Origin of the sequence: Burkholderia mycopellens, assembly GCF_964265025.1 — a bacterium.
In the GTDB taxonomy this organism is placed as follows: Bacteria; Pseudomonadota; Gammaproteobacteria; order Burkholderiales; family Burkholderiaceae; genus Burkholderia.
Map to the genome: position 1 here is coordinate 3114693 of NZ_OZ183802.1, position 18479 is coordinate 3133171.

Annotated in this window: 22 protein-coding genes; 7 read left to right on the forward strand and 15 right to left on the reverse strand. The window is 66.5% G+C overall.

The features are described from left to right. Nucleotides 1-19: 19 nt before the first annotated feature. On the reverse strand, nt 20-910 hold the full coding sequence (locus ACPTTC_RS14490) for an alpha/beta fold hydrolase (protein WP_423392872.1): 891 nt from the start codon (nt 908-910) through the stop codon (nt 20-22). A 106-nt stretch (nt 911-1016) separates the two neighbouring features. Here ACPTTC_RS14490 and ACPTTC_RS14495 point away from each other — a divergent pair, with 106 nt between their 5' ends. Further along, nucleotides 1017-1913, forward strand: a complete 897-nt coding sequence (locus ACPTTC_RS14495; protein WP_423392873.1) for a LysR family transcriptional regulator — start codon at nt 1017-1019, stop codon at nt 1911-1913. Between the two features lie 40 nt (nt 1914-1953). Here ACPTTC_RS14495 and ACPTTC_RS14500 read toward each other — a convergent pair whose 3' ends face one another. From ACPTTC_RS14500 to copC, 4 genes are all read right to left on the reverse strand, one after another. Continuing rightward, nucleotides 1954-2889 carry a LysR substrate-binding domain-containing protein gene (locus ACPTTC_RS14500; protein ID WP_423392874.1) on the reverse strand — a complete coding sequence of 312 codons (936 nt, stop codon included), beginning with the start codon at nt 2887-2889 and terminating at the stop codon, nt 1954-1956. 166 nt (nt 2890-3055) lie between these two features. Next, nucleotides 3056-3829, reverse strand: a complete 774-nt coding sequence (locus tag ACPTTC_RS14505) for an SDR family oxidoreductase (RefSeq protein ID WP_423392875.1) — start codon at nt 3827-3829, stop codon at nt 3056-3058. Between the two features lie 183 nt (nt 3830-4012). Then, a complete protein-coding gene (locus ACPTTC_RS14510; protein WP_423392876.1) occupies nt 4013-4513 on the reverse strand; it encodes a DinB family protein in 501 nt (166 codons plus the stop codon). A gap of 63 nt (nt 4514-4576) precedes the next feature. Beyond that, nucleotides 4577-4951 carry a copper homeostasis periplasmic binding protein CopC gene (gene copC / locus ACPTTC_RS14515; RefSeq protein ID WP_423392877.1) on the reverse strand — a complete coding sequence of 125 codons (375 nt, stop codon included), beginning with the start codon at nt 4949-4951 and terminating at the stop codon, nt 4577-4579. 114 nt (nt 4952-5065) lie between these two features. Here copC and ACPTTC_RS14520 point away from each other — a divergent pair, with 114 nt between their 5' ends. Together ACPTTC_RS14520 and ACPTTC_RS14525 are read left to right on the forward strand one after the other, a co-directional pair. Further along, nucleotides 5066-5782, forward strand: a complete 717-nt coding sequence (locus ACPTTC_RS14520; protein ID WP_423392878.1) for a pseudouridine synthase — start codon at nt 5066-5068, stop codon at nt 5780-5782. 105 nt (nt 5783-5887) lie between these two features. Beyond that, on the forward strand, nt 5888-6076 hold the full coding sequence (locus ACPTTC_RS14525; RefSeq protein ID WP_226198722.1) for a hypothetical protein: 189 nt from the start codon (nt 5888-5890) through the stop codon (nt 6074-6076). Here ACPTTC_RS14525 and ACPTTC_RS14530 read toward each other — a convergent pair. Next, the gene (locus ACPTTC_RS14530) at nt 6059-7096 is read right to left on the reverse strand and encodes an NAD-dependent epimerase/dehydratase family protein (protein ID WP_226198721.1); all 1038 of its coding nucleotides are present in this window, start codon (nt 7094-7096) and stop codon (nt 6059-6061) included. The two genes, ACPTTC_RS14525 and ACPTTC_RS14530, sit on opposite strands and share 18 nt — an antisense overlap. Nucleotides 7097-7203: 107 nt before the next feature. Here ACPTTC_RS14530 and ACPTTC_RS14535 point away from each other — a divergent pair, with 107 nt between their 5' ends. From ACPTTC_RS14535 to ACPTTC_RS14545, 3 genes are all read left to right on the forward strand, one after another. Next, nucleotides 7204-8235 carry a CDP-6-deoxy-delta-3,4-glucoseen reductase gene (locus ACPTTC_RS14535; RefSeq protein WP_039368138.1) on the forward strand — a complete coding sequence of 344 codons (1032 nt, stop codon included), beginning with the start codon at nt 7204-7206 and terminating at the stop codon, nt 8233-8235. A gap of 293 nt (nt 8236-8528) precedes the next feature. Then, the gene (locus ACPTTC_RS14540) at nt 8529-9713 is read left to right on the forward strand and encodes an acetylornithine transaminase (protein ID WP_423392879.1); all 1185 of its coding nucleotides are present in this window, start codon (nt 8529-8531) and stop codon (nt 9711-9713) included. A gap of 13 nt (nt 9714-9726) precedes the next feature. Then, nucleotides 9727-10182 (forward strand): GNAT family acetyltransferase, encoded by a 456-nt coding sequence (locus ACPTTC_RS14545; RefSeq protein ID WP_423392880.1) that lies wholly within the window; start codon nt 9727-9729, stop codon nt 10180-10182. Nucleotides 10183-10206: 24 nt separating this feature from the next. Here the strand turns inward: ACPTTC_RS14545 and ACPTTC_RS14550 are convergent, their stop codons facing one another. From ACPTTC_RS14550 to ACPTTC_RS14590, 9 genes are all read right to left on the reverse strand, one after another. Beyond that, nucleotides 10207-10878 (reverse strand): DUF2278 family protein, encoded by a 672-nt coding sequence (locus ACPTTC_RS14550; RefSeq protein WP_423392881.1) that lies wholly within the window; start codon nt 10876-10878, stop codon nt 10207-10209. A gap of 273 nt (nt 10879-11151) precedes the next feature. Beyond that, nucleotides 11152-11868, reverse strand: a complete 717-nt coding sequence (locus ACPTTC_RS14555; protein WP_175971225.1) for an ABC transporter ATP-binding protein — start codon at nt 11866-11868, stop codon at nt 11152-11154. Beyond that, nucleotides 11868-12644, reverse strand: a complete 777-nt coding sequence (locus tag ACPTTC_RS14560; RefSeq protein ID WP_011352945.1) for an ABC transporter ATP-binding protein — start codon at nt 12642-12644, stop codon at nt 11868-11870. The genes ACPTTC_RS14555 and ACPTTC_RS14560 overlap by 1 nt, the downstream gene beginning before the upstream one ends. 24 nt (nt 12645-12668) lie before the next feature. Further along, entirely contained in the window at nt 12669-13838 is a 1170-nt protein-coding gene (locus ACPTTC_RS14565) for an ABC transporter permease subunit (RefSeq protein ID WP_226198719.1), read from the reverse strand. An 18-nt stretch (nt 13839-13856) separates the two neighbouring features. Next, a complete protein-coding gene (locus tag ACPTTC_RS14570) occupies nt 13857-14807 on the reverse strand; it encodes a branched-chain amino acid ABC transporter permease (RefSeq protein WP_011352947.1) in 951 nt (316 codons plus the stop codon). A 211-nt stretch (nt 14808-15018) separates the two neighbouring features. Continuing rightward, nucleotides 15019-15762, reverse strand: a complete 744-nt coding sequence (locus ACPTTC_RS14575) for an amino acid-binding protein (protein WP_423392882.1) — start codon at nt 15760-15762, stop codon at nt 15019-15021. A 203-nt stretch (nt 15763-15965) separates the two neighbouring features. Then, complete coding sequence (gene ispH / locus ACPTTC_RS14580) at nt 15966-16946, reverse strand: 4-hydroxy-3-methylbut-2-enyl diphosphate reductase (RefSeq protein ID WP_011352949.1); 981 nt, start codon at nt 16944-16946, stop codon at nt 15966-15968. A gap of 2 nt (nt 16947-16948) precedes the next feature. Further along, complete coding sequence (locus ACPTTC_RS14585) at nt 16949-17404, reverse strand: FKBP-type peptidyl-prolyl cis-trans isomerase (RefSeq protein ID WP_423392883.1); 456 nt, start codon at nt 17402-17404, stop codon at nt 16949-16951. A gap of 11 nt (nt 17405-17415) precedes the next feature. After that, the gene (locus ACPTTC_RS14590) at nt 17416-17541 is read right to left on the reverse strand and encodes a hypothetical protein (protein ID WP_256093565.1); all 126 of its coding nucleotides are present in this window, start codon (nt 17539-17541) and stop codon (nt 17416-17418) included. On the opposite strand from ACPTTC_RS14590, the gene radC reads away from it, so the two are divergent. Beyond that, nucleotides 17540-18313 (forward strand): RadC family protein, encoded by a 774-nt coding sequence (gene radC / locus ACPTTC_RS14595; RefSeq protein ID WP_226198716.1) that lies wholly within the window; start codon nt 17540-17542, stop codon nt 18311-18313. The genes ACPTTC_RS14590 and radC overlap by 2 nt on opposite strands. Nucleotides 18314-18479 lie beyond the last annotated feature (166 nt).

Genomic DNA, 18479 nt, shown 5'->3' on the forward strand with positions numbered 1-18479 from the left:
CCGGCCACAACAGCGCGCATCAGCCTTGCCCGCAGAACCCGAGAATCGCGTCGGCGACCGCCGCCGGCGCCTCGCGCTGCGGAAAGTGGCCGACGCCGTCCAGCACCTGCCGCGCGTAGCGCCCCGCGAAGAACTGCTCGCGCCGAGCCGAGCTGTCCGGATGATTGCAGGTGTCCGCGCCGCCGTGCAGCACGAGTGTCGGCAGCGCCAGCACCGGCGCGGGATTCAGGCGTGCGTCGTCATCGGCATAGGCCGGCGTGCCCGGCGCGAATCCCCACCGATGCCGGTACGAATGCAGGACGACGTCGAGCCAGTCGGGCCCGTCGAACGCGGTGGCGGCCGCCTCGAAATCGCTGTCGCGATACCAGCCCGGCGGCGACCACGTATCCCACATCAAGCGGGCAAACGCGCGACGATCGTCGCGCAACGCCTGCTCGCCGCGCGGCGTCGCCATGAACCAGTGATACCAGTAGTTGCGCGCCTGCTGCAGCGACAGCGGCTGCCCCGGATCGTTGGTGCCGTACCCGACCGACAGCATCACGAGATGGGATGCGGCGCCATCGCGCAGCCCGCACGCGTTCGCGGCCGCCCGCGCGCCCCAGTCGTGCCCGACCAGCACGGGCCGCTCGATGCCAAGCGCATCGACGAAGTCGAGCAGGTCGCGCCCGAGCGCCGCAAGCTGGCCGCTACGCGGCGCGGATGCGTCACGAAAGCGGGTCGGCGCAAAGCCGCGCAGCGCGGGAGCGAGCACCCGGTAGCCGCGCGCAGCGAGTGCGGCCGCCACGGCGTTCCAGCCAACCGGGCTGTCCGGCCAGCCGTGCAGCAGCATGGCCACGCGTTCGCCGCGCGGGTTCCATTCGAGATAGGCAATGTCGAGCGACGCGGTCGTCGCATGCGCATAGGTCGTCATCGTGCACTCCGTGAGGGCGATCCGAGTACACGATGGTAGGCCGGCCTTTCATCACGATTCACGGAGTATCATTGTTCATTCTTTGAATATTGCGTTGAATCGATCCATGGCCCCGCTGACCGACCCCGCGTCGACGTCGCTCGACATCACGCTGCTGCGCACCTTCCTCGAAGTCGTCGACAGCCGCGGGTTCGCGCCGGCTGCGGAACGGCTCGCACTGACGCCGTCGGCCGTCAGCGGCCACATCAAGCGGCTCGAACAAGCGGCCGGCACGGTGCTGCTCGCGCGCACGACACGCCGCATCGCGCTTACGCCAGCCGGCGACACGCTGTACGCATACGCGCGCAACATCGTCGACATGGAGCGCGAAGTGCGCGCGAGGCTGCGCGGCGCGCCGGCGCACGGGCCGCTGCGGGTCGGCGCGTCGGAAGATTTCGCGGGCGCGTGGCTGCCGCGGGTGCTGCGCACGTTTCGCGACCGCCACCCGCGCACGTCGATCGAGCTGAAGGTCGGCATCACCGCGTCCCTGCTGCGCGAGCAGACGCTCGGCCGGCTCGACGTCGTGTTCGGCAAGCAGTGCCGGCAGGTCGACACGCCAGGCGAACTGCTGTGGGAAGAACCGCTCGTGTGGGCGTTCGCGTCGGATCGCACACTCGACGCCGGCGACGACGTGCCGCTCGCGCTGTTTCCGCAGCCGTGCGTCTATCGGGAAGCCGCCGTAGCGGCACTTGCCGCTGCACTGCGGCCGTTCCGCGTGCTGTTCGAGAGCAGCAGCATGGCCGGCTGCGTGTCGGCCGCGCTCGCGGGTTTCGCGGTCACCGCACTGGCGCGCAGCCAGCTGCGCGACGGCCTGCGCGAATGCGGCCCGCAGGACGGTCTGCCGGCGCTGCCGGCCGCGCGCTTCTACGCGTTCGCGGCGAAACCGGACGGCGCCGGCGCGGCATTGATCGATGCGGTGCGGGAAACCGGGCGCAGCCGGCGGTTCGCGGCGCGGGCAGACTGAAGCAAGCGCGTCGGTATACGGCGCACATCAACCGACCCGATCAGTCGCCTTCCGCGCCCTTCCCGACCGCTGCCCCGGTCAACGCGTCCGCCATCAGTTCCCCGAACCAATCGACGAATGCATTGAGCCGGCGCGACCGGTGCCGCCGGTGCGGGTACACGGCCGACACGTCCATCGGCTCGGCGCGGTGGCCGGGCATCACGTCGACGAGCGCGCCGCTGTCGAGCAGATGTTCGACGTCGAAGCGCGGAATCTGGATCAGTCCCATCCCGGCGATACAGCTGGCGATATAGGTTTCGGCGTTGTTGACGATCACGCGGCTCGGCAGTGTCAGCGTGTGCCGCTCGCCGTCCACCCAGTATTCCCACCCGAGCTCGCGCCCGGTCGTCGGCGACGCATAGCCGATCGCCCAGTGCCCGTGCGCGAGCGCATCCGGATGCTCGGGCACGCCGCATTCGCGCAGGTAGTCGGGGCTCGCGCAGTTGATCAGCGTGAACTGCCCGAGCGGCCGCACGACGAGGCTGCTGTCCGCGAGCCGCCCCACACGAATCGCGCAGTCGACGCCTTCCTGCACGAGATCGATCGAACGATCCGTCGAACCAAGCGACAGTTGCAGCTTCGGGTACCGGTGAAACAGCGACGGCAGCGCGGGCGCGACCACGCGGCGCGCGATCCGGCTCGGCACGTCGACGTTCAGCCGGCCGATCACGTCGCGGTCGCGGCGGCGGAACAGGCGGTCGAGCTCGTCGGCCTCCGCGAGCAGGCGCCGGCCGCGTTCGAACAGCAGCGCGCCGTCGGCGGTCAGTTGCACCTGGCGTGTCGTGCGGTGCAAGAGACGTGTACCGAGCCCCGTCTCCAGCTGCTGAACAGCCGCCGACACGGTCGCGCGCGGCACGTCGAGCGCATGCGCGGCCTTGATGAAGCTGCCCATCTCGGCAACCTGCAGGAAGATTCTGACCTGATCCAGCTTGTCCATCGGCAGGGAACGTAGATTCGGACGAATGCCGCCGCCAGCCGTCGCGCGTCGCGGCGAGGTCCGGCGGCACCGAGAAAACGGGCGCGCAGCCGCGAGGCCACGCGCCCGTCCATTGTCCACGCAAACGCGCCATTGCGGTGCGCCGCGCGGCCCGTTGCCGGGTCGGTTACTTGGTCGTATAGCCGCCGTTGATCAGGATCGTCTGGCCCGTGATCCACCAGCCGTCGGTGACGAGATGGCGGATGAACGGCACGACGTCCTCGATGTCGGTCAGGCCCGTCTTGCTGAACGGCGACAGCGCGGCCGCCGTCTTGTGATACGCGACCGCATCGGCGCCTTCGGCCGGGTAGAAGAACGGCGTGTCCATCGGGCCCGGCCCGACGGCCGTCACCGAAATCCCGCGCGCGCCGTATTCCTTCGACGCCGCGCGCGTGAAATGCTCGACCGGCGCCTTCGACCCTTCGTACGCCGCATAAAACGGCGTGAACGCGCCGAGCAGCGACGTCACGAGCGTGACGAGCTTGCCGTGATCCTCGAGGTGCCGCCCCGCTTCCTTGATGAAGAAGAACGCCGACTTGCTGTTGACCGCGAACATGTCGTCATACTCGGCCTCGCTGATCTCGGTGAACGGCTTCTTCAGCACCTTGCCGACCGTGTTGATCGCGATGTCGATCTTGCCGAAGCGCTGCTTCGCGTCGTCGAACAGTTTCTCGACCGCGGCGGCCGTCGTCAGGTCGCCCTGGAACGTTGCGGCTTCCGCGCCGGCCGCACGCACCGCGGTAGCCGTCTCCTCGGCCTGCGCCTGCGATGCGGCACTGTTGTAGTGAATCGCCACGGCCTTCGCGCCGTGGCTCGCCAGATCCCGCGCGATCAGGCCGCCGAGATTCTTTGCGCCGCCTGCGATCAGGACGACCTTGCCTGCGAGCGTATGAGTTGCCACGGTTGACTCCTTTTCTCGTTGAACGAAGCTTGGAGTGTAGGCACGCGCGACGCACCGGTCAGCCGGTCGCGACTGGATGGATTATCCAGAAAAACGATCCAATCGAAGCGCGGCAGTGCGGCCTGCCGCACCGACAACCGCGCCGGAATCTGCGATCGATGGATTGCGCCGATGCCGGCCGGCTCAGCGCGCGTACAGCGTCGCGTCGATCTTGCCGAGCAGCCATTGCATGCCGGCCAGATGCTGCTGGTCGTGGCTGCACAGGTAGTGGACGAGCCCGCGCACGGTCAGCGAACCGTAGCCGTCGAACACCCCGGTGCGCGCGAACTGTTCGGGCGTGAGGCGCGACACGAGGTCCAGCGTCTCGCGCCGCGCTTCGCGGATCGCCGCGAGCACGTCGGACGCATACGCGTCGTTGTAGCGGCGCTCGATCGCGAGCGCGTCGCCATCGATCGACGCGAGCAGCGGCCGGTCTTCGTCGAGCATCCGCCGCAGCCGCACGTGATAACCGTCGATCTCGATGTCGCGCACGTGGCAGAGCTGCCCGAGCGGCGAAAAATGCTCGCTCGGAATCCCGGCCCAGTCGTCGGGCGTCCAGCGCGCGTAGCCGTCGGGTACGGCCGCGAAATGGGCTTCGAGCAGACGGGGGAAATCGGCGAGTGCGTCGAGCGTCGTCGGATTCATGCGGGACTCCCTGTCGGATAGGAGCGGCGGCAGCCCTGGCACGGGCCTGCCGCCGCCGTTGCGTCACTTCACGCTGAAGCCGTACGCGCCCTGCGTGCGGTGCCCGTCGGTCGCGACGGCCACCCACTTCACCGTATAGGCGCCCGTGCCGACCGCCGTGAGCGGCACCGTCATCCGCTTGCGGTTCGACGCGTCGATGCGCGCGCGGCCGTCCGACACCGTCTTGCCGTCGCCGTCGACGACGACGATCGAGCTGAACGCCGGCTCCAGCGGCTCGGTGAAGTCGATCGTGACGGCGGCGGGTGCGGCCGCCACCGCCGCGCCCGCCGCCGGATCGCTCTTCGCGAGGTGCGCGTGCGCGAACGCGGCCGTCGATACGGTCGCGGCAACGATGACGGCGGTGGCCTTGCGGCCGAACGGGAACGAAGCAAAGGGCATGGACTTTCCGTGAAGAATGAACGGGCGCCGCGCGCCGCGCGGCGTACCGGCAGCTTACCAGCGCATGCGCGTTCATGCCGGTCGCGCGCCATCGCTTGATAGAATGCGCGCGCTATGGATCTCGAAAGCATTCTCTACACCCAGGGCTTCGGCTCGCGCCGCCAGTGCCGCGGCCTGATCGAAGCGGGCCGCGTCACCGTGGCAGGCACCAGCGCGACCGACCCCGACGCCGGCTTCGATACCGACGGCCTCGTGTTCTCGGTCGACGATACGGCGTGGCCGTTCCACGCGCACGCGTATCTCGCGCTCAACAAGCCGGCCGGCTACGAGTGTTCGCGCGATCCGCAACACCACGCGAGCGTGTTCAACCTGCTGCCCGCGCCGCTCGTCGCGCGCGGCGTGCAGTGCGTCGGTCGTCTCGACCAGGACACCACGGGCCTGCTGCTGCTGTCCGATGACGGCCAGTTCGTGCACGCGTACACGTCGCCGAAGCGCAAGGTGCCGAAGACCTACGTGGCGACCGTGCGCCACCCGCTCGACGACACGCAGCTGAACATGCTGCGCACCGGCGTGCAGCTGCACGGCGAGCCGAAGCCGATCGCGGCGGTCGCCGCCGACGCGCGCGACACGCACGCGCTCGTGCTGACCGTCCTCGAAGGCAAGTATCACCAGGTCAAGCGCATGGTCGCGGCGGCGAGCAATCGCGTCGAAGCGCTGCATCGCGAAAGCATCGGCGGCTTCGCGTTGCCGGGCGATCTTGCACCGGGTGCGTGGCGCTGGCTCGATGGCGCCGACCTTTCAGCGCTGCGCAATCCCGTCAAAACCCTGTAAGGGAAAATCCGCACGACCGTTCGACGTCCGGCCGCATCTCGGCCGTATGTTCCCCCGCTATACTCGAATCACAAGCTGTACGAGCAGCGATGCAGGGGAGACATCATGAACATCAACCATTCTTTTGAACTGTCGTACGTGACGATCGCGTTCGCGGTCGTCGGTGTCATCGTGATCGGCGGGCTGCTGGCCGCGATGCACCTGAAGCACAAATATCATCCGAACCTGATTGGCGCGCTGATCGGCGCGCTGTTGTGCTTCCTGCTGATCGAGGCGTTACCGGCGCTGACCTGACGCGCTGCCCGGCGCGAGCGTTTGAAGGAAATCGTCTACGGTCGGATAGCGCAACGTCACGCACAATTCGGCCTTCAGCCGTGCGTTGGACAGGCGCCGCGACTCGCGCATGAACGACAGCAGTGTCGGTTCGAGTTGACGCTCGGCGTCCGCGCGGCTGACGCGTGGCGGCCTCGGCAGGCCGAGCACTTGCGCGACCCGGTCGAAATACTCTCCCATCCGCAGTTCGCTGTCGTCCGACGCATGCACGGCGCGCGCCGGCTTGCCCCGCTCGGCCGCGCGGCGCAGGATCGCCGCGAGATCGTCCGCGTGGATGTGGTTCGTGTAGACGTCGTCGGCCGGTTCGAGCGCCGGCGTGCCGCGCTCGAGCCGTGCGACCGGCAGACGGTTTGCCGCGTAGATGCCCGGAATGCGCACGATGCGTGCGGACAGCACGCCGCGCACCGTCGCCGCACGCAGTTGCCGCTCGGCCGACACGCGCCGGAACGCGCGCGGATTCGCGGGGCGCAGCGGATGCGTCTCGTCGATGCGCGCGCCACCGCAGTCGCCGTAAACGCCCGTCGTACTGGCGTAGACGAGCCTCGGCGCATAAAGGCCGTCGGGTACAATACGCGCTGCCCGAACGGGCGCGCCGGCCTGTCGGGCAGCGGTGCGCAGCGTTCGGAGCCGGCCGACCGCCGGTGCCGGCGGCACCGGTGGCCGTCGTGCAGGCACGGTCGTTGCGGCGATCAGCGCACGTGTGCGCCGGTCGTCGCGGCCATCGGACTGCGGCGGTGCGAGATGCAGGATCGTGCGGGCCAGACCCGCGAGGCGGCCGAGCGTCGCCCGGCGGTCGAGATCGCCGACGATCGGTGTCGCGCCCGCGGCGCGCAGTTCGTCGCGGCGGGCCGGATGGCTCGTCAGCGCGAAGACCCGCAGGTTGCGGCGCGTGTCGCGCCATTGCGCGACGCAGCGCATGCCGACGTCGCCACAGCCGACGATCAGTGCGCGCGGCCGGCGCAGGATTCGAGTCGCGATCATGTTGGTTGCGAAATCAGTAGCCACCGTTGCGCGACGCGCAACGGGTTTGCATTGTAGCTGCCGTGCTCGACATGCACGGTCCCCACATTTTGTTCTAGTTTGGTTCTATGGCATTCAACGTCACTCTCAAGCAAAGCGGCCGGCAATTCCAGGTCGAGTCGGACGAAACCGTGCTGGCCGCTGCGCTGCGCCAGAACGTCCACCTGCCGTACGGCTGCAAGAACGGCGCGTGCGGCTCATGCAAGGGCCAGATCGTGTCGGGCCAGATCGAACAGGGCCCGCACGCCGCGTCGGCACTGTCCAACGACGAGCGCACGCGCGGCCTCGCGCTGCTGTGCTGCTCGAAGGCGCAGTGCGACCTCGAGATCGACGTGCGTGAGATCGCCGGCGTCGACGGCGTGCAGGTCAAGAAGCTGCCGTGCCGGATCGCCGCACTCGAGCGCAAGGCCGACGACGTGATGGTCGTGAAGCTCCAGTTGCCCGCCAACGAACGCCTGCAGTATCTCGCGGGCCAGTACGTCGAGTTCATCCTGAAGGACGGCTCGCGCCGCAGCTACTCGATGGCGAACGCGCCGCACGAGGAGGGCCCGATCGAGCTGCATATCCGCCACATGCCGGGCGGCAAGTTCACCGACCACGTGTTCGGCGCGATGAAGGAGCGCGACATCCTGCGCTTCGAAGGCCCGCTCGGCACGTTCTTCCTGCGCGAAGATTCCGACAAGCCGATCGTGCTGCTCGCATCGGGCACGGGCTTCGCACCGATCAAGGCGATCATCGAGCACGTGAAGCACACGGGCATCACGCGCCCGATGACGCTCTACTGGGGCGCGCGCCGCAAGAAGGACATCTACCTCGGCGAGCTCGCCGAGCAGTGGGCGCGCGAGATTCCGAACTTCAAGTACGTGCCGGTGCTCTCCGAGCCGGACGCCGGCGACCAGTGGACGGGCCGCACGGGCTTCGTCCATCGCGCGGTGATCGAGGACCTCCCCGATCTGTCGGGCCACCAGGTGTATGCATGCGGCGCGCCGGTGATGGTCGAATCCGCGCAGCGCGATTTCACGCAACACCACGCGCTGCCGGCCGACGAGTTCTACGCGGACTCGTTCACGAGCGCCGCCGACCTCGCACATCCGGTCTAAAGCCCGCACATCCGCGTACGGCACTGCGCGCCGCGATGTCACATCCATGGCATCGCGGCGGTTTACAGTCAGGTGCGGGATGCCTTATGCTTGCGCACATGAACTGCTTCCTGTCCGCCCTTCGACGTCGCCGCTCGCCGCTCCGCCCGGATGCCGCAGGCTCGTCACGGACTCGCGCGTAACCCCCACACTGCTTCACCGGTTACGCACAAGCTGTTCGACCCACCAGCCACGGCCTTCCGTGGCTTTTTTATTGCCCGTTTTCCGTCCACCCTCCGCTGGAGTCTGCTGCCATGCCCCTGAACGATTATCCGATCGACTCGCTGATGTACATCACGAACCGCCCCGACATCGTGTTTACGCACGGAAAGGGTTCGTGGCTCTACGATCACACGGGCAAGCGCTATCTGGACTTCATCCAGGGCTGGGCCGTCAACAGCCTCGGCCACTGCAACGAAGGCATCGTCGAAGCGCTGAAGACGCAGGCGGAAAAGCTGCTGAACCCGTCGCCCGCGTTCTACAACGAACCGATGGCGAAGCTCGCGGGCCTGCTCACGCAGCACAGCGTGTTCGACAAGGTGTTCTTCACGAACAGCGGCGCGGAGGCGAACGAAGGCGCGATCAAGCTCGCACGCAAGTGGGGCCGCAAGTTCAAGAACGGCGCGTACGAGATCATCACGTTCGACCACAGCTTCCACGGCCGCACGCTCGCGACGATGTCGGCCAGCGGCAAGCCGGGCTGGGACACGATCTACGCACCCCAGGTGCCGGGCTTCCCGAAGGCCGAGCTGAACGACATCAACTCGGTCGAGAAGTTGATCACCGACAAGACCGTCGCGGTGATGCTCGAGCCGATCCAGGGTGAAGGGGGCGTGATTCCGGCCACGCGTGAATTCATGCAGGCGCTGCGCGCACTGACGAAGCAGCACAACCTGCTGCTGATCGTCGACGAAGTGCAAAGCGGCTGCGGCCGTGCGGGCACGCTGTTCGCGTACGAGCTGTCCGGCATCGAGCCGGACGTCATGACGCTCGCGAAAGGCATCGGCGGCGGCGCCCCGCTCGGCGCGCTTCTGTCGAAGGCCGAGGTCGCGGTGTTCGAGGCCGGCGACCAGGGCGGCACGTACAACGGCAACCCGCTGATGACGGCGGTCGGCTATTCGGTGATCTCGCAACTCGTCGCGCCGGGCTTCCTCGAAGGTGTGCGTGCGCGCAGCGAATACCTGAAGCGCAAGCTGCTCGAGCTGTCGGAGGAGCGTGGCTTCCAAGGCGAACGCGGCGAAGGCCTGCTGCGCGCGCTGCTGCTCGGCAAGGACATCGGCCCGCAGATCGTCGAGAAGGCGCGCGACATGCAGCCCGACGGCCTGCTGCTGAACGCCGCGCGGCCGAACTTGCTGCGCTTCATGCCCGCACTGAACGTGACGACCGAGGAAATCGACCAGATGATGGCGATGCTGCGGTCGGTTCTCGACACGCTCTAAGGAGAGCCCGCAAATGAGTGCCGTCGCCGATGCTGTCGCCATCCGCCCGTTCGAACGCGCCGACACCGATGCAGTGCTCGCGGTATGGCGCGACGCGTTCCCGCAGTACGAAGACGCCGACGCGCCACCGCACCGCAATCCGCTGCGATCCATCGAGCTGAAGGTCGCGACGCAGCCGGAACTGTTCTTCGTCGCGACCAGCGGCGCACGGGTGGTCGGCACGCTGATGGCGGGTTTCGACGGGCATCGCGGCTGGCTCTACTCGTTCGGCGTATCGAACGACGCGCGGCGGCTCGGCATCGGCCGTGCACTGATCGCGCATGCAGAACGCGCGCTCGCCGCGCGCGGCTGCCTGAAGGTCAATCTTCAGGTCCTGCCCGGCAACGACGATGCGTGCCGCTTCTACGCGGCGCTCGGCTATCGCGTCGAGGAACGCATCTCGTTCGGCAAGACGCTGCCGGCCGCATGAAGCGAAGGCCGGCAGCCCGCCACTTCAGCGGGTAATCGGCCCCGCGCCCGGCAGCGGATTGCCGAGCGCGTCGGTCGGCACGGCCTGCTGCTCGAACGCGGCGAAATACGCGGCCCACTGCGTGTCGCTCACGCGCACGATCAGCGCACCGTCCTGCCAGATGTCGTTGTGGTCGTTATGGTCGTCGCCTGCGCGATGCAGGTAGGTCGAACCGGTCGAACCCTGGTTCATGTGCGTGTCGTGGATGCCGTTGCCTTCGGCATACGAGCGGCCGAACACGACGACGTCGAGCCCCTGCGACTGCGCGGCGTTCACCAGCCGCAGCAGCGACGGGATCGGCTCCTGATTCTCCGTGCCGTCCATCACGGCGCTCGGGCGCCACGCGCCCGTTTCGCTCAGGATGTCGCTGCGCAGGTAGTCGAGCGCGGGCAGCGCGGCCTGCCCCGTCAGGTCCGTATAGCCTTCGGCCGCGGCCGCGAGGGTCTGCGTGATCGGGTGGTGGAAATCGTAGACGAGCTTGTAGTTCAGCAGGTCGTCCGCGTCGTTGGTGCCGACGTTGATCGCGACGTCCCAGTCGCCGCCGGGCAACGCCAGCGTCAGGTGGATGTGATATTGGATCTCGCTGCCGTGCGGTGAGCCCTTCAGCGTCGCCACCGATGTCACCTTCGCCTTCACGAAACCGTAGTCCAGACTCATGCGTGCTCTCCGTGTCCCGATGGGCTGTCGATGCTACACGGCCCGTGTGTCGGTTTGCGGGCGACCGGCAACGGGCGGCCGCCCCATCGTTCCCGCGCCGCTTGCGCGGCGCACCAGTCGAATGGAGTCGCGGTCGCACGCACAAGTTCGATCCGAATCTCATGACACGAAAAAAAAGGCCGTCACGGCATCCCGTGACAGCCTTTCGAAAGCCCGTGTGCGGCGTGCCCGGCACCTGCCGTCACACACCACCGGGCCCGCTCATTCACTCACTCATTCACCCAGGTACGCGGCACGCACCTTCGGATCGTCGAGCATCTGCTTCGCATCACCTTCCATCGTGACCGTGCCCGAATCCATCACGTAGCCGCGGTCGGCCGCCTGCAGCGCAAGGCGCGCGTTCTGCTCGACGAGCAGCACCGTGATGCCCTCCTTCGAGATTTCACGCACCACTTCGAAGATCTTCTCGACCATGATCGGCGACAGGCCCATCGACGGCTCGTCGAGCAGCAGCAGCTTCGGCTTCGAGAGGATCGCGCGCGACATCGCCAGCATCTGCTGCTCGCCGCCCGACAGCGTGCCCGCGAGCTGCGTCGCCCGCTCCTTCAGGCGCGGGAAGAAGCCGAACATGCGGTCGACGTCCTTCTTGATCTGCTCGGTGTCGTTGCGCAGGTACGCGCCCATCTGCATATTCTCGATGATCGACATCCGCGCGAAGATCCCGCGACCTTCCGGCACCATCGCGAGGCCTCGCTTGAGCAGCTCGTGCGTCGGAATGCCCCTGATCGACTTGCCGTCGTACTCGATGTCGCCTGCCGAATACGCCTTGAGACCCGTGATCGCCTTCATCGTCGTGGTCTTGCCTGCGCCGTTCGCGCCGATCAGCGTCACGAGCTCGCCCTGACGAACTTCCATGTCAACGCCCTTGACGGCCTGGATGCCGCCGTAGTTGACCTGCAAGCCCTTGATTTTCAACATTGCCGCTGCCATCAGTGCACCCCTGCGCCGAGATATGCCTCAATCACCTTCGGATTCTTCTGCACGTCCTGCGGCAGACCCTCGGCGATCACCTTGCCGTAATCGAGCACCGTCATCCGGTTGCACAGCCCCATCACGAGCTTCACGTCGTGCTCGATCAGGAGAATCGTGCGGCCGTCCGAGCGGATCTTGTCGAGCAGGCGCGTGAGTTCGACCTTCTCGGTCGCGTTCATCCCGGCCGCCGGCTCGTCGAGCGCGAGCAGCTTCGGATCGGTCGCCAGCGCGCGCGCGATCTCGAGACGGCGCTGGTGGCCATACGACAGGTTGCGCGACGTGTAGTCCGCGTACTGCAGCACGCCGACGTATTCGAGCAGTTCGATCGCGCGTTCCTTGATCTCGCGCTCTTCCTGACGTTCGGCCGGCGTCTGGAACACCGCGCCGAGCAGCCCGTGCTTGGTGCGCACGTGGCGGCCCACCATCACGTTCTCGAGGGCCGTCATCCCGCCGAACAGGCGGATGTTCTGGAACGTGCGCGCGATACCCGTCTTCGCGACCTGATGCACCGCGGTCGGCTTGTATTCCGTGCCGTCGAGCTTGAACTCGCCGGAGTCCGGCGTGTAGAGGCCCGTGATCACGTTGAAGAACGTCGTCTTGCCGGCGCCGTTCGGGCCGATCAGCCCGTAGATCTCGCCTTCCTTGATCTCGAGGCCGACGTCGGACAGCGCCTGCAGGCCACCGAAGCGCTTGTTCACGCCTTTGACGGACAGTCGGATTTGTTTGTCGCTCATGTGTGTGTCCCCAGTGTCCGTAGGTTAAGCGCGCACCGGCTTCTTGCTGTTGCGCTTCGCCAGTTTCGCGATCCTGTCCTCATGCTTCGGCGCGGGCCACAGGCCTTCCGAGCGGTACAGCATGATGACCACCATCGCGAGGCCGTACAGCGCCTGACGGATCACTTCCGTATCGACGACGTCGTGGCCGAACAGCGCATGCTGCAGCGGGCTCATCGTCGAGCGCAGGAATTCCGGGAAGATCGCGAGCAGCACCGCACCCAGGATCACGCCCGGGATGTGGCCCATGCCGCCGAGCACCACGCAGGCCAGCACGACGATCGATTCCCAGAACGTGAACGATTCCGGCGACACGAAGCCCTGGAACGAACCGAACATCGCACCCGACAGGCCGCCGAACGACGCGCCCATCGCGAATGCGAGCAGCTTCACGTTGCGGGTGTTGATGCCCATCGCTTTCGCCGCGATCTCGTCTTCGCGGATCGCCGCCCATGCGCGGCCGATACGCGAGTGCTGCAGGCGCGTACACACCCAGATCACCAGCAGCGAGCACAGCACGAACAGGTAGTAATACATGTAGACCGACGGCAACTGGATCCCGAACAGCGAGTGCGTCTGCGCGAGGCTGAAGTCGCCGATGTGCACCGGATCGATGCCCGTGATCCCCTTCGGGCCGTTGGTGATGTTCACCGGACGGTCGAGGTTGTTCATGAAGATCCGGACGATTTCACCGAAGCCGAGCGTCACGATCGCCAGGTAGTCGCCGCGCAGGCGCAGGGTCGGCGCGCCGAGCAGGATCCCGAAGGTCGCCGCCAGCGCCATCGCGATCGGCACGATGATCAGGAACGGGATGTGCAGGCCGTTCGGCGCGAGCGCCGCGATCCATTCGAATTGCGAGGTCAGGTGCGGCGAACTCAGCAGTGCCGCCGTGTAAGCGCCCACCGCGTAGAACGCGATGTAGCCGAGGTCGAGCAGGCCGGCGAAGCCGACCACCACGTTCAGGCCCAGCGCGAGCATCACGTACAGCATCGCGAAATCAAGCACGCGGACCCAGTAGTTGCCGCCGGCCGAGCCGATGACGATCGGCGCCGCGATCACGAGGACCGCGGTCAGGAGGCCGATGATGACGGTCTTGGCGGTGTTGCGCTCTTCGACGAGCGACGTCGAGGATTCGATCGGTTGAATGGATGTCATGTTGTTTGCTCCCTTCCGTTACGCGCGATCCGCGACACGTTCGCCCAGCAGGCCGGACGGACGGAACACCAGCACGATGATCAGCACGATGAAGGCGAACACGTCCTGGTAGTTACTGCCGAATACGCCACCCGTGAGGTTGCCGATGTAGCCCGCCCCGAGCTGCTCGATCAGGCCGAGCAGCACGCCGCCGACCATCGCGCCGCCGAGGTTGCCGATCCCGCCCAGCACCGCGGCCGTGAATGCCTTCATGCCGGGGATGAAGCCCATGTAGAAGTGCACGTTGCCGTATTCGGACGCGATCATCACGCCGGCCAGCGCGGCGAGCGCGGAGCCGATCATGAACGTCGCGGAGATCACGAAGTTCGGGTTCACGCCCATCAGGCTCGCGGTGTTCGGGCTTTCGGCGATCGCGCGCATCGCACGGCCGAGCTTGGTCTTGTGCACGAGCAGCAGCAGGCCGGCCATCACGATGAACGCCACCGCGATGATCACGATTTCAGTCACCGAGATCACGGCGCCGGGCGTCGTGTCGGTCGCCTTGATCACGTTGATCGGATCGGTCGGCAGCAATTGCGGGAACGGCAGCGGGTTGCGCGACCAGATGATCATCGCGGCGGTCTGCAGCAGGATCGACACGCCGATCGCGGTGATCAGCGGGGCGAGGCGCGGTGCGCGACGCAGCGGCCGGTATGCGACCCGTTCGATCGTGAAGCCGACGAATGCACAGACGACTGCGGCGATGCCCAGGCCGATCGTCAGCGTCGCGACGTTGCCGAGTCCGGGGAAATGGTTCTGCAGCACGGTGATGGCAGACAGGGCGACCATCGCGCCGATCATCAGCACGTCGCCATGCGCGAAGTTGATGATGCCGAGAATGCCGTACACCATCGTATAGCCCAACGCGATGATGGCGTAGACACTGCCGAGCACCAGCCCGTTGAGAACCTGCTGGACGAAAATATCCATTTAAAGCTCCTTGGCCCGTGCTGCCGGAGGACGTTGCGCCCCGCGGGTAAGCGAGGAATCGCGCCTTCTCGGCGACACTGCGGGTACTAGTCGATACCGGTAAGGGTGGATCGTCCCGGCGCGCGCCGCCCGGCCTGTACGGCCGGACCTGCCGCCGGAGCGGATACAAAAACGGCACCGCACTGTTCCGGTGCCGTCATGAGTCCCGTCGCTAAATCGTCACGACGTCGAGGACGGTGTTCGTGGCCTCCTTGAAGTCGTAGGGCAGCATGCCGAGACGGCCATCGTCCGGTTGCCCGGCATCCGTGCCTTTTCCCGTCCGGTGCGAGGCAAGCCCCGCACGCGGGCAGATCGGATTCCGTGCCGCGCCACCTTGCAAGGCAGCGTGAACGCCGCGCCCGACATTCGTCAGGACTGCGTCGGAATCCATCGTACGAACCAGACCGCACGCCGCGACATCACTGCTCGCGGCAACGCGCTGTTTCGTCGAATCGAAATGAAAGGGGGCCGGCGACATCGGCACGCGGCCCGCAGCGCCGGGCGCCATGGCCGGCCTGCGTCGAGCGGCGCGGACGGTCGCTGTCACGCGACGACCGGCGGCCTGCGGTGCTGCAACCTGCGTGCCCGCAACCTGGCCGTTCGCCAGGCCAAGCGCGTTGATTTCCTCGATCGCCAAACGTGCCCCGTTTTCCTTATCCTTGCCCAATTGCGCGATGCAGCACGCGAACGGTGCCGCACGACCGGTTCCGGCGGCGCGCACGCCGCGGGTCGGCGGTGCCGCGAATATCGCAGCCTCCCTCCCCGCCCCGTCGTCGCTCTTTTCGCTGCAGCCGGCAAGCATTGCAACCGGTGCGGCGACGGACACGGCGTAAGCCGACTTCACATGCATTGAGTGGTCTCCCGCGCCTTGCCAAAACCCGATTTCAAAGCCATTCAGGCCTGAAAACGGGCGCATTGTAACTCCATTTATAGGACGCCAATAATCCTGATTCGATGGGGTTTTCCTGCATTGCAACCAATTTTGAGAGACGCTTGAAAGCGCGCAGAGCAACCTGGTTGCACCATTAATCCGAATAATGGTTGCGATTGGCATTTCGACAGGCAAAAAAAAGCGCGCCGTAAGGCGCGCTCCGGTGTTCCGCAGGTGCGATGCGTCAATCAGGCAGCGGGCGGCAGGTTCAACCCGCGCGGCAGCGGAAACGACACGTTTTCCTCGATGCCGTCGAGCGCGCGCACATTGCGCACACCGAGCTCGCGCAGCCGCGCGATCACGGCCTGGGCGAGCACTTCGGGGGCCGACGCGCCGGCCGTCACGCCGATACGGCGCTTGCCCGCGACCCATGCCGGATCGATCTGGTCAGGCGCATCGACCATGTACGCGTCCACGCCGCGCTTCTCGGCCACTTCGCGCAGGCGGCTCGAATTCGAGCTGTTCGGGCTGCCGACGACGATCACGACATCGCACTGCGGCGCCATGAACTTCACGGCGTCCTGGCGGTTCTGCGTCGCATAGCAGATGTCCTGCTTCTTCGGCTCGCGGATCTTCGGATACTTGGCCTTCAACGCCCCGATGATCTCGGCTGCGTCGTCGACGGACAGCGTCGTCTGCGTGACGAGCGCGATGCGCTCGGGATCGGCGAGCTCGAGTTTCTGCACGTCCTCGACGCTCTCGACGAGATGCATGCCGCGCTCGACCTGCCCCATCGTGCCCTCGACTTCCGGATGGCCCTTGTGCCCGATCATGACGATGTCGACGCCGTCCTGGCGCATCTTCGCCACTTCGACGTGCACCTTCGTGACGAGCGGGCAGGTTGCGTCGTAAATGCGCAACCCGCGCACGTCGGCCTCGTCGCGCACGGCTTTCGACACGCCGTGCGCGCTGAAGATCACGGTATTGCCGGCCGGCACTTCCTCGAGTTCCTCGACGAAGATCGCGCCTTTCTTCTTCAGATCCTCGACCACGTACTTGTTGTGGACGATCTCGTGACGAACGTAGATCGGCGCACCGTGCATCGCGATGGCGCGCTCGACGATCTCGATCGCACGATCGACGCCCGCGCAGAAACCGCGCGGCTGGGCCAGCAGGATTTCGGCATCGGCGGCGACGGTCTGCCCGGACAGCGTATCGGTGGTGCTCATGATTACAGGATTCCGATGATTTTCACTTCGAACGTGAGCGCTTGGCCCGCGAGCGGATGATTGAAGTCGAACAGTGCCGAGGTTTCGCCGACTTCCTTCAGCACCCCCGCGTATCGGCCGCCGTCCGGCGCGTTGAACTCGATCAGTTCGCCCGGCGTGAAATCGTCGCCGACCATCCCGTTCTCGCGCAGCGTCGACAGCGTGACGCGCTGGAGCATGTCGGGATTGCGGGGGCCGAACCCCTGTTCGGGCGTTAGCTGAAAAGTCGAATGGTCGCCGATCCTGAGGCCGATCAGAATCTGTTCCAGCGACGGCGCCAGTTGCCCCGCGCCCAGCAGCAGCGTGGCCGGCTTGTCGGTAAAGGTGTTGACGATATCGGCGCCGTCGGCCAATGCCAGCCGGTAATGCAACGTGACGTGGGAACCGGGCTTCACTTCGGATAGATCGATGAGGCTCATGAATTACTCGTTCAGTCGGCGCCCGATACGGCCGAAAGGCCCGGCGCAAAGCCAATATTGTAAGTCACCTGAGCGCGCAAGGCGGAAAGTGCGACGACGTCGCGCACACTGCCCGCCGCCAACGGAGTTTCGAGCATGCTGTCACCCTGCCTAGCCTTGCCGCCCGTCGAATGCCGCGACAGCACCGACCTGCCGGCCGATCCGCCCGGCCGCGTCCTCCCGATCCACCGCCGCAAGCGCCGCCCGCGCGGCTGGCGGCCCGAGCTGCCGCGCGAGCGATTGCTGGAGCGCGGGCCGGCCGCGCTGACCGACGACGAACTGATCGCACTACTGCTCGGCACGGGCAAGCCCGGACACGATGTGTTCGTCACTGCCCGCGCACTGGTCACGCAGTTCAAGTCGTTGCACGGGCTGCTCGAGGCGACCACCGACGATTTCGAGGCACACCCCGGCATCGGCCCCGCGCGCTCCGCGCGGCTGGTTGCGGTCACCGAGATCGCGCGTCGCATGCTGAGGGAGAAAGCGCACGAGAAGAGGCAGATCGATTCGCCGGGCGCGCTCGAGGACTACCTGCGGCTGAAGATCGGCACGCGCCCGTACGAAGTGTTCGCCGCGGTATACCTCGACGCGCGCCACGGCCTGATCGACATGGAGGAAATCACGCGCGGCTCGCTGACGCGCATGGCCGTCTACCCGCGCGAGATCGTGCGCCGCGCGATGGTGCACAATGCCGCGGCGCTGATCGTCGCGCACAACCATCCGTCGGGCGCGGTGCAGCCGAGCGCGGAAGATCGCCGCCTGACCCGCGTGCTGCACGACGCGCTCGCGCTCGTCGATGTCAGGCTGCTCGATCACGTCGTGATCGGCACCAGTGATACTTTTTCGTTCGCACGGGCCGGTTGGCTGTAGACTGTGTGGTTGCGGCCCACCCAAGGGCGCCGCAACGGCGATGCGAAATTAGGTTTGATTTTTCTGAACTTTTTCTGCTAGAATCGCCGTCTGTCTTTTTTCCAACCAGTTCTAGCCATCGAAGGGCCTTGTCTGTATGGGCTTCGGCGTTCTGAGTGCAGCCATG

Excerpts from the sequence above, each read along its gene's own strand:
- ACPTTC_RS14555 (WP_175971225.1), bottom strand. The coding sequence starts at position 11,868 with ATGGCAGCGGCAATGTTGAAAATCAAGGGCTTGCAGGTCAACTACGGC.
- ACPTTC_RS14525 (WP_226198722.1), top strand. The coding sequence starts at position 5,888 with ATGAACATCAACCATTCTTTTGAACTGTCGTACGTGACGATCGCGTTC.
- ACPTTC_RS14520 (WP_423392878.1), top strand. The coding sequence starts at position 5,066 with ATGGATCTCGAAAGCATTCTCTACACCCAGGGCTTCGGCTCGCGCCGC.
- ACPTTC_RS14490 (WP_423392872.1), bottom strand. The coding sequence starts at position 910 with ATGACGACCTATGCGCATGCGACGACCGCGTCGCTCGACATTGCCTAT.
- ACPTTC_RS14545 (WP_423392880.1), top strand. The coding sequence starts at position 9,727 with ATGAGTGCCGTCGCCGATGCTGTCGCCATCCGCCCGTTCGAACGCGCC.
- ACPTTC_RS14575 (WP_423392882.1), bottom strand. The coding sequence starts at position 15,762 with ATGCGCCCGTTTTCAGGCCTGAATGGCTTTGAAATCGGGTTTTGGCAA.
- ACPTTC_RS14590 (WP_256093565.1), bottom strand. The coding sequence starts at position 17,541 with ATGCTCGAAACTCCGTTGGCGGCGGGCAGTGTGCGCGACGTCGTCGCA.
- ACPTTC_RS14500 (WP_423392874.1), bottom strand. The coding sequence starts at position 2,889 with ATGGACAAGCTGGATCAGGTCAGAATCTTCCTGCAGGTTGCCGAGATG.
- ACPTTC_RS14560 (WP_011352945.1), bottom strand. The coding sequence starts at position 12,644 with ATGAGCGACAAACAAATCCGACTGTCCGTCAAAGGCGTGAACAAGCGC.
- ispH (WP_011352949.1), bottom strand. The coding sequence starts at position 16,946 with ATGAGCACCACCGATACGCTGTCCGGGCAGACCGTCGCCGCCGATGCC.
- ACPTTC_RS14570 (WP_011352947.1), bottom strand. The coding sequence starts at position 14,807 with ATGGATATTTTCGTCCAGCAGGTTCTCAACGGGCTGGTGCTCGGCAGT.
- ACPTTC_RS14510 (WP_423392876.1), bottom strand. The coding sequence starts at position 4,513 with ATGAATCCGACGACGCTCGACGCACTCGCCGATTTCCCCCGTCTGCTC.
- ACPTTC_RS14535 (WP_039368138.1), top strand. The coding sequence starts at position 7,204 with ATGGCATTCAACGTCACTCTCAAGCAAAGCGGCCGGCAATTCCAGGTC.
- ACPTTC_RS14585 (WP_423392883.1), bottom strand. The coding sequence starts at position 17,404 with ATGAGCCTCATCGATCTATCCGAAGTGAAGCCCGGTTCCCACGTCACG.
- ACPTTC_RS14530 (WP_226198721.1), bottom strand. The coding sequence starts at position 7,096 with ATGATCGCGACTCGAATCCTGCGCCGGCCGCGCGCACTGATCGTCGGC.
- copC (WP_423392877.1), bottom strand. The coding sequence starts at position 4,951 with ATGCCCTTTGCTTCGTTCCCGTTCGGCCGCAAGGCCACCGCCGTCATC.
- ACPTTC_RS14550 (WP_423392881.1), bottom strand. The coding sequence starts at position 10,878 with ATGAGTCTGGACTACGGTTTCGTGAAGGCGAAGGTGACATCGGTGGCG.
- ACPTTC_RS14565 (WP_226198719.1), bottom strand. The coding sequence starts at position 13,838 with ATGACATCCATTCAACCGATCGAATCCTCGACGTCGCTCGTCGAAGAG.
- ACPTTC_RS14495 (WP_423392873.1), top strand. The coding sequence starts at position 1,017 with ATGGCCCCGCTGACCGACCCCGCGTCGACGTCGCTCGACATCACGCTG.
- ACPTTC_RS14540 (WP_423392879.1), top strand. The coding sequence starts at position 8,529 with ATGCCCCTGAACGATTATCCGATCGACTCGCTGATGTACATCACGAAC.
- radC (WP_226198716.1), top strand. The coding sequence starts at position 17,540 with ATGCTGTCACCCTGCCTAGCCTTGCCGCCCGTCGAATGCCGCGACAGC.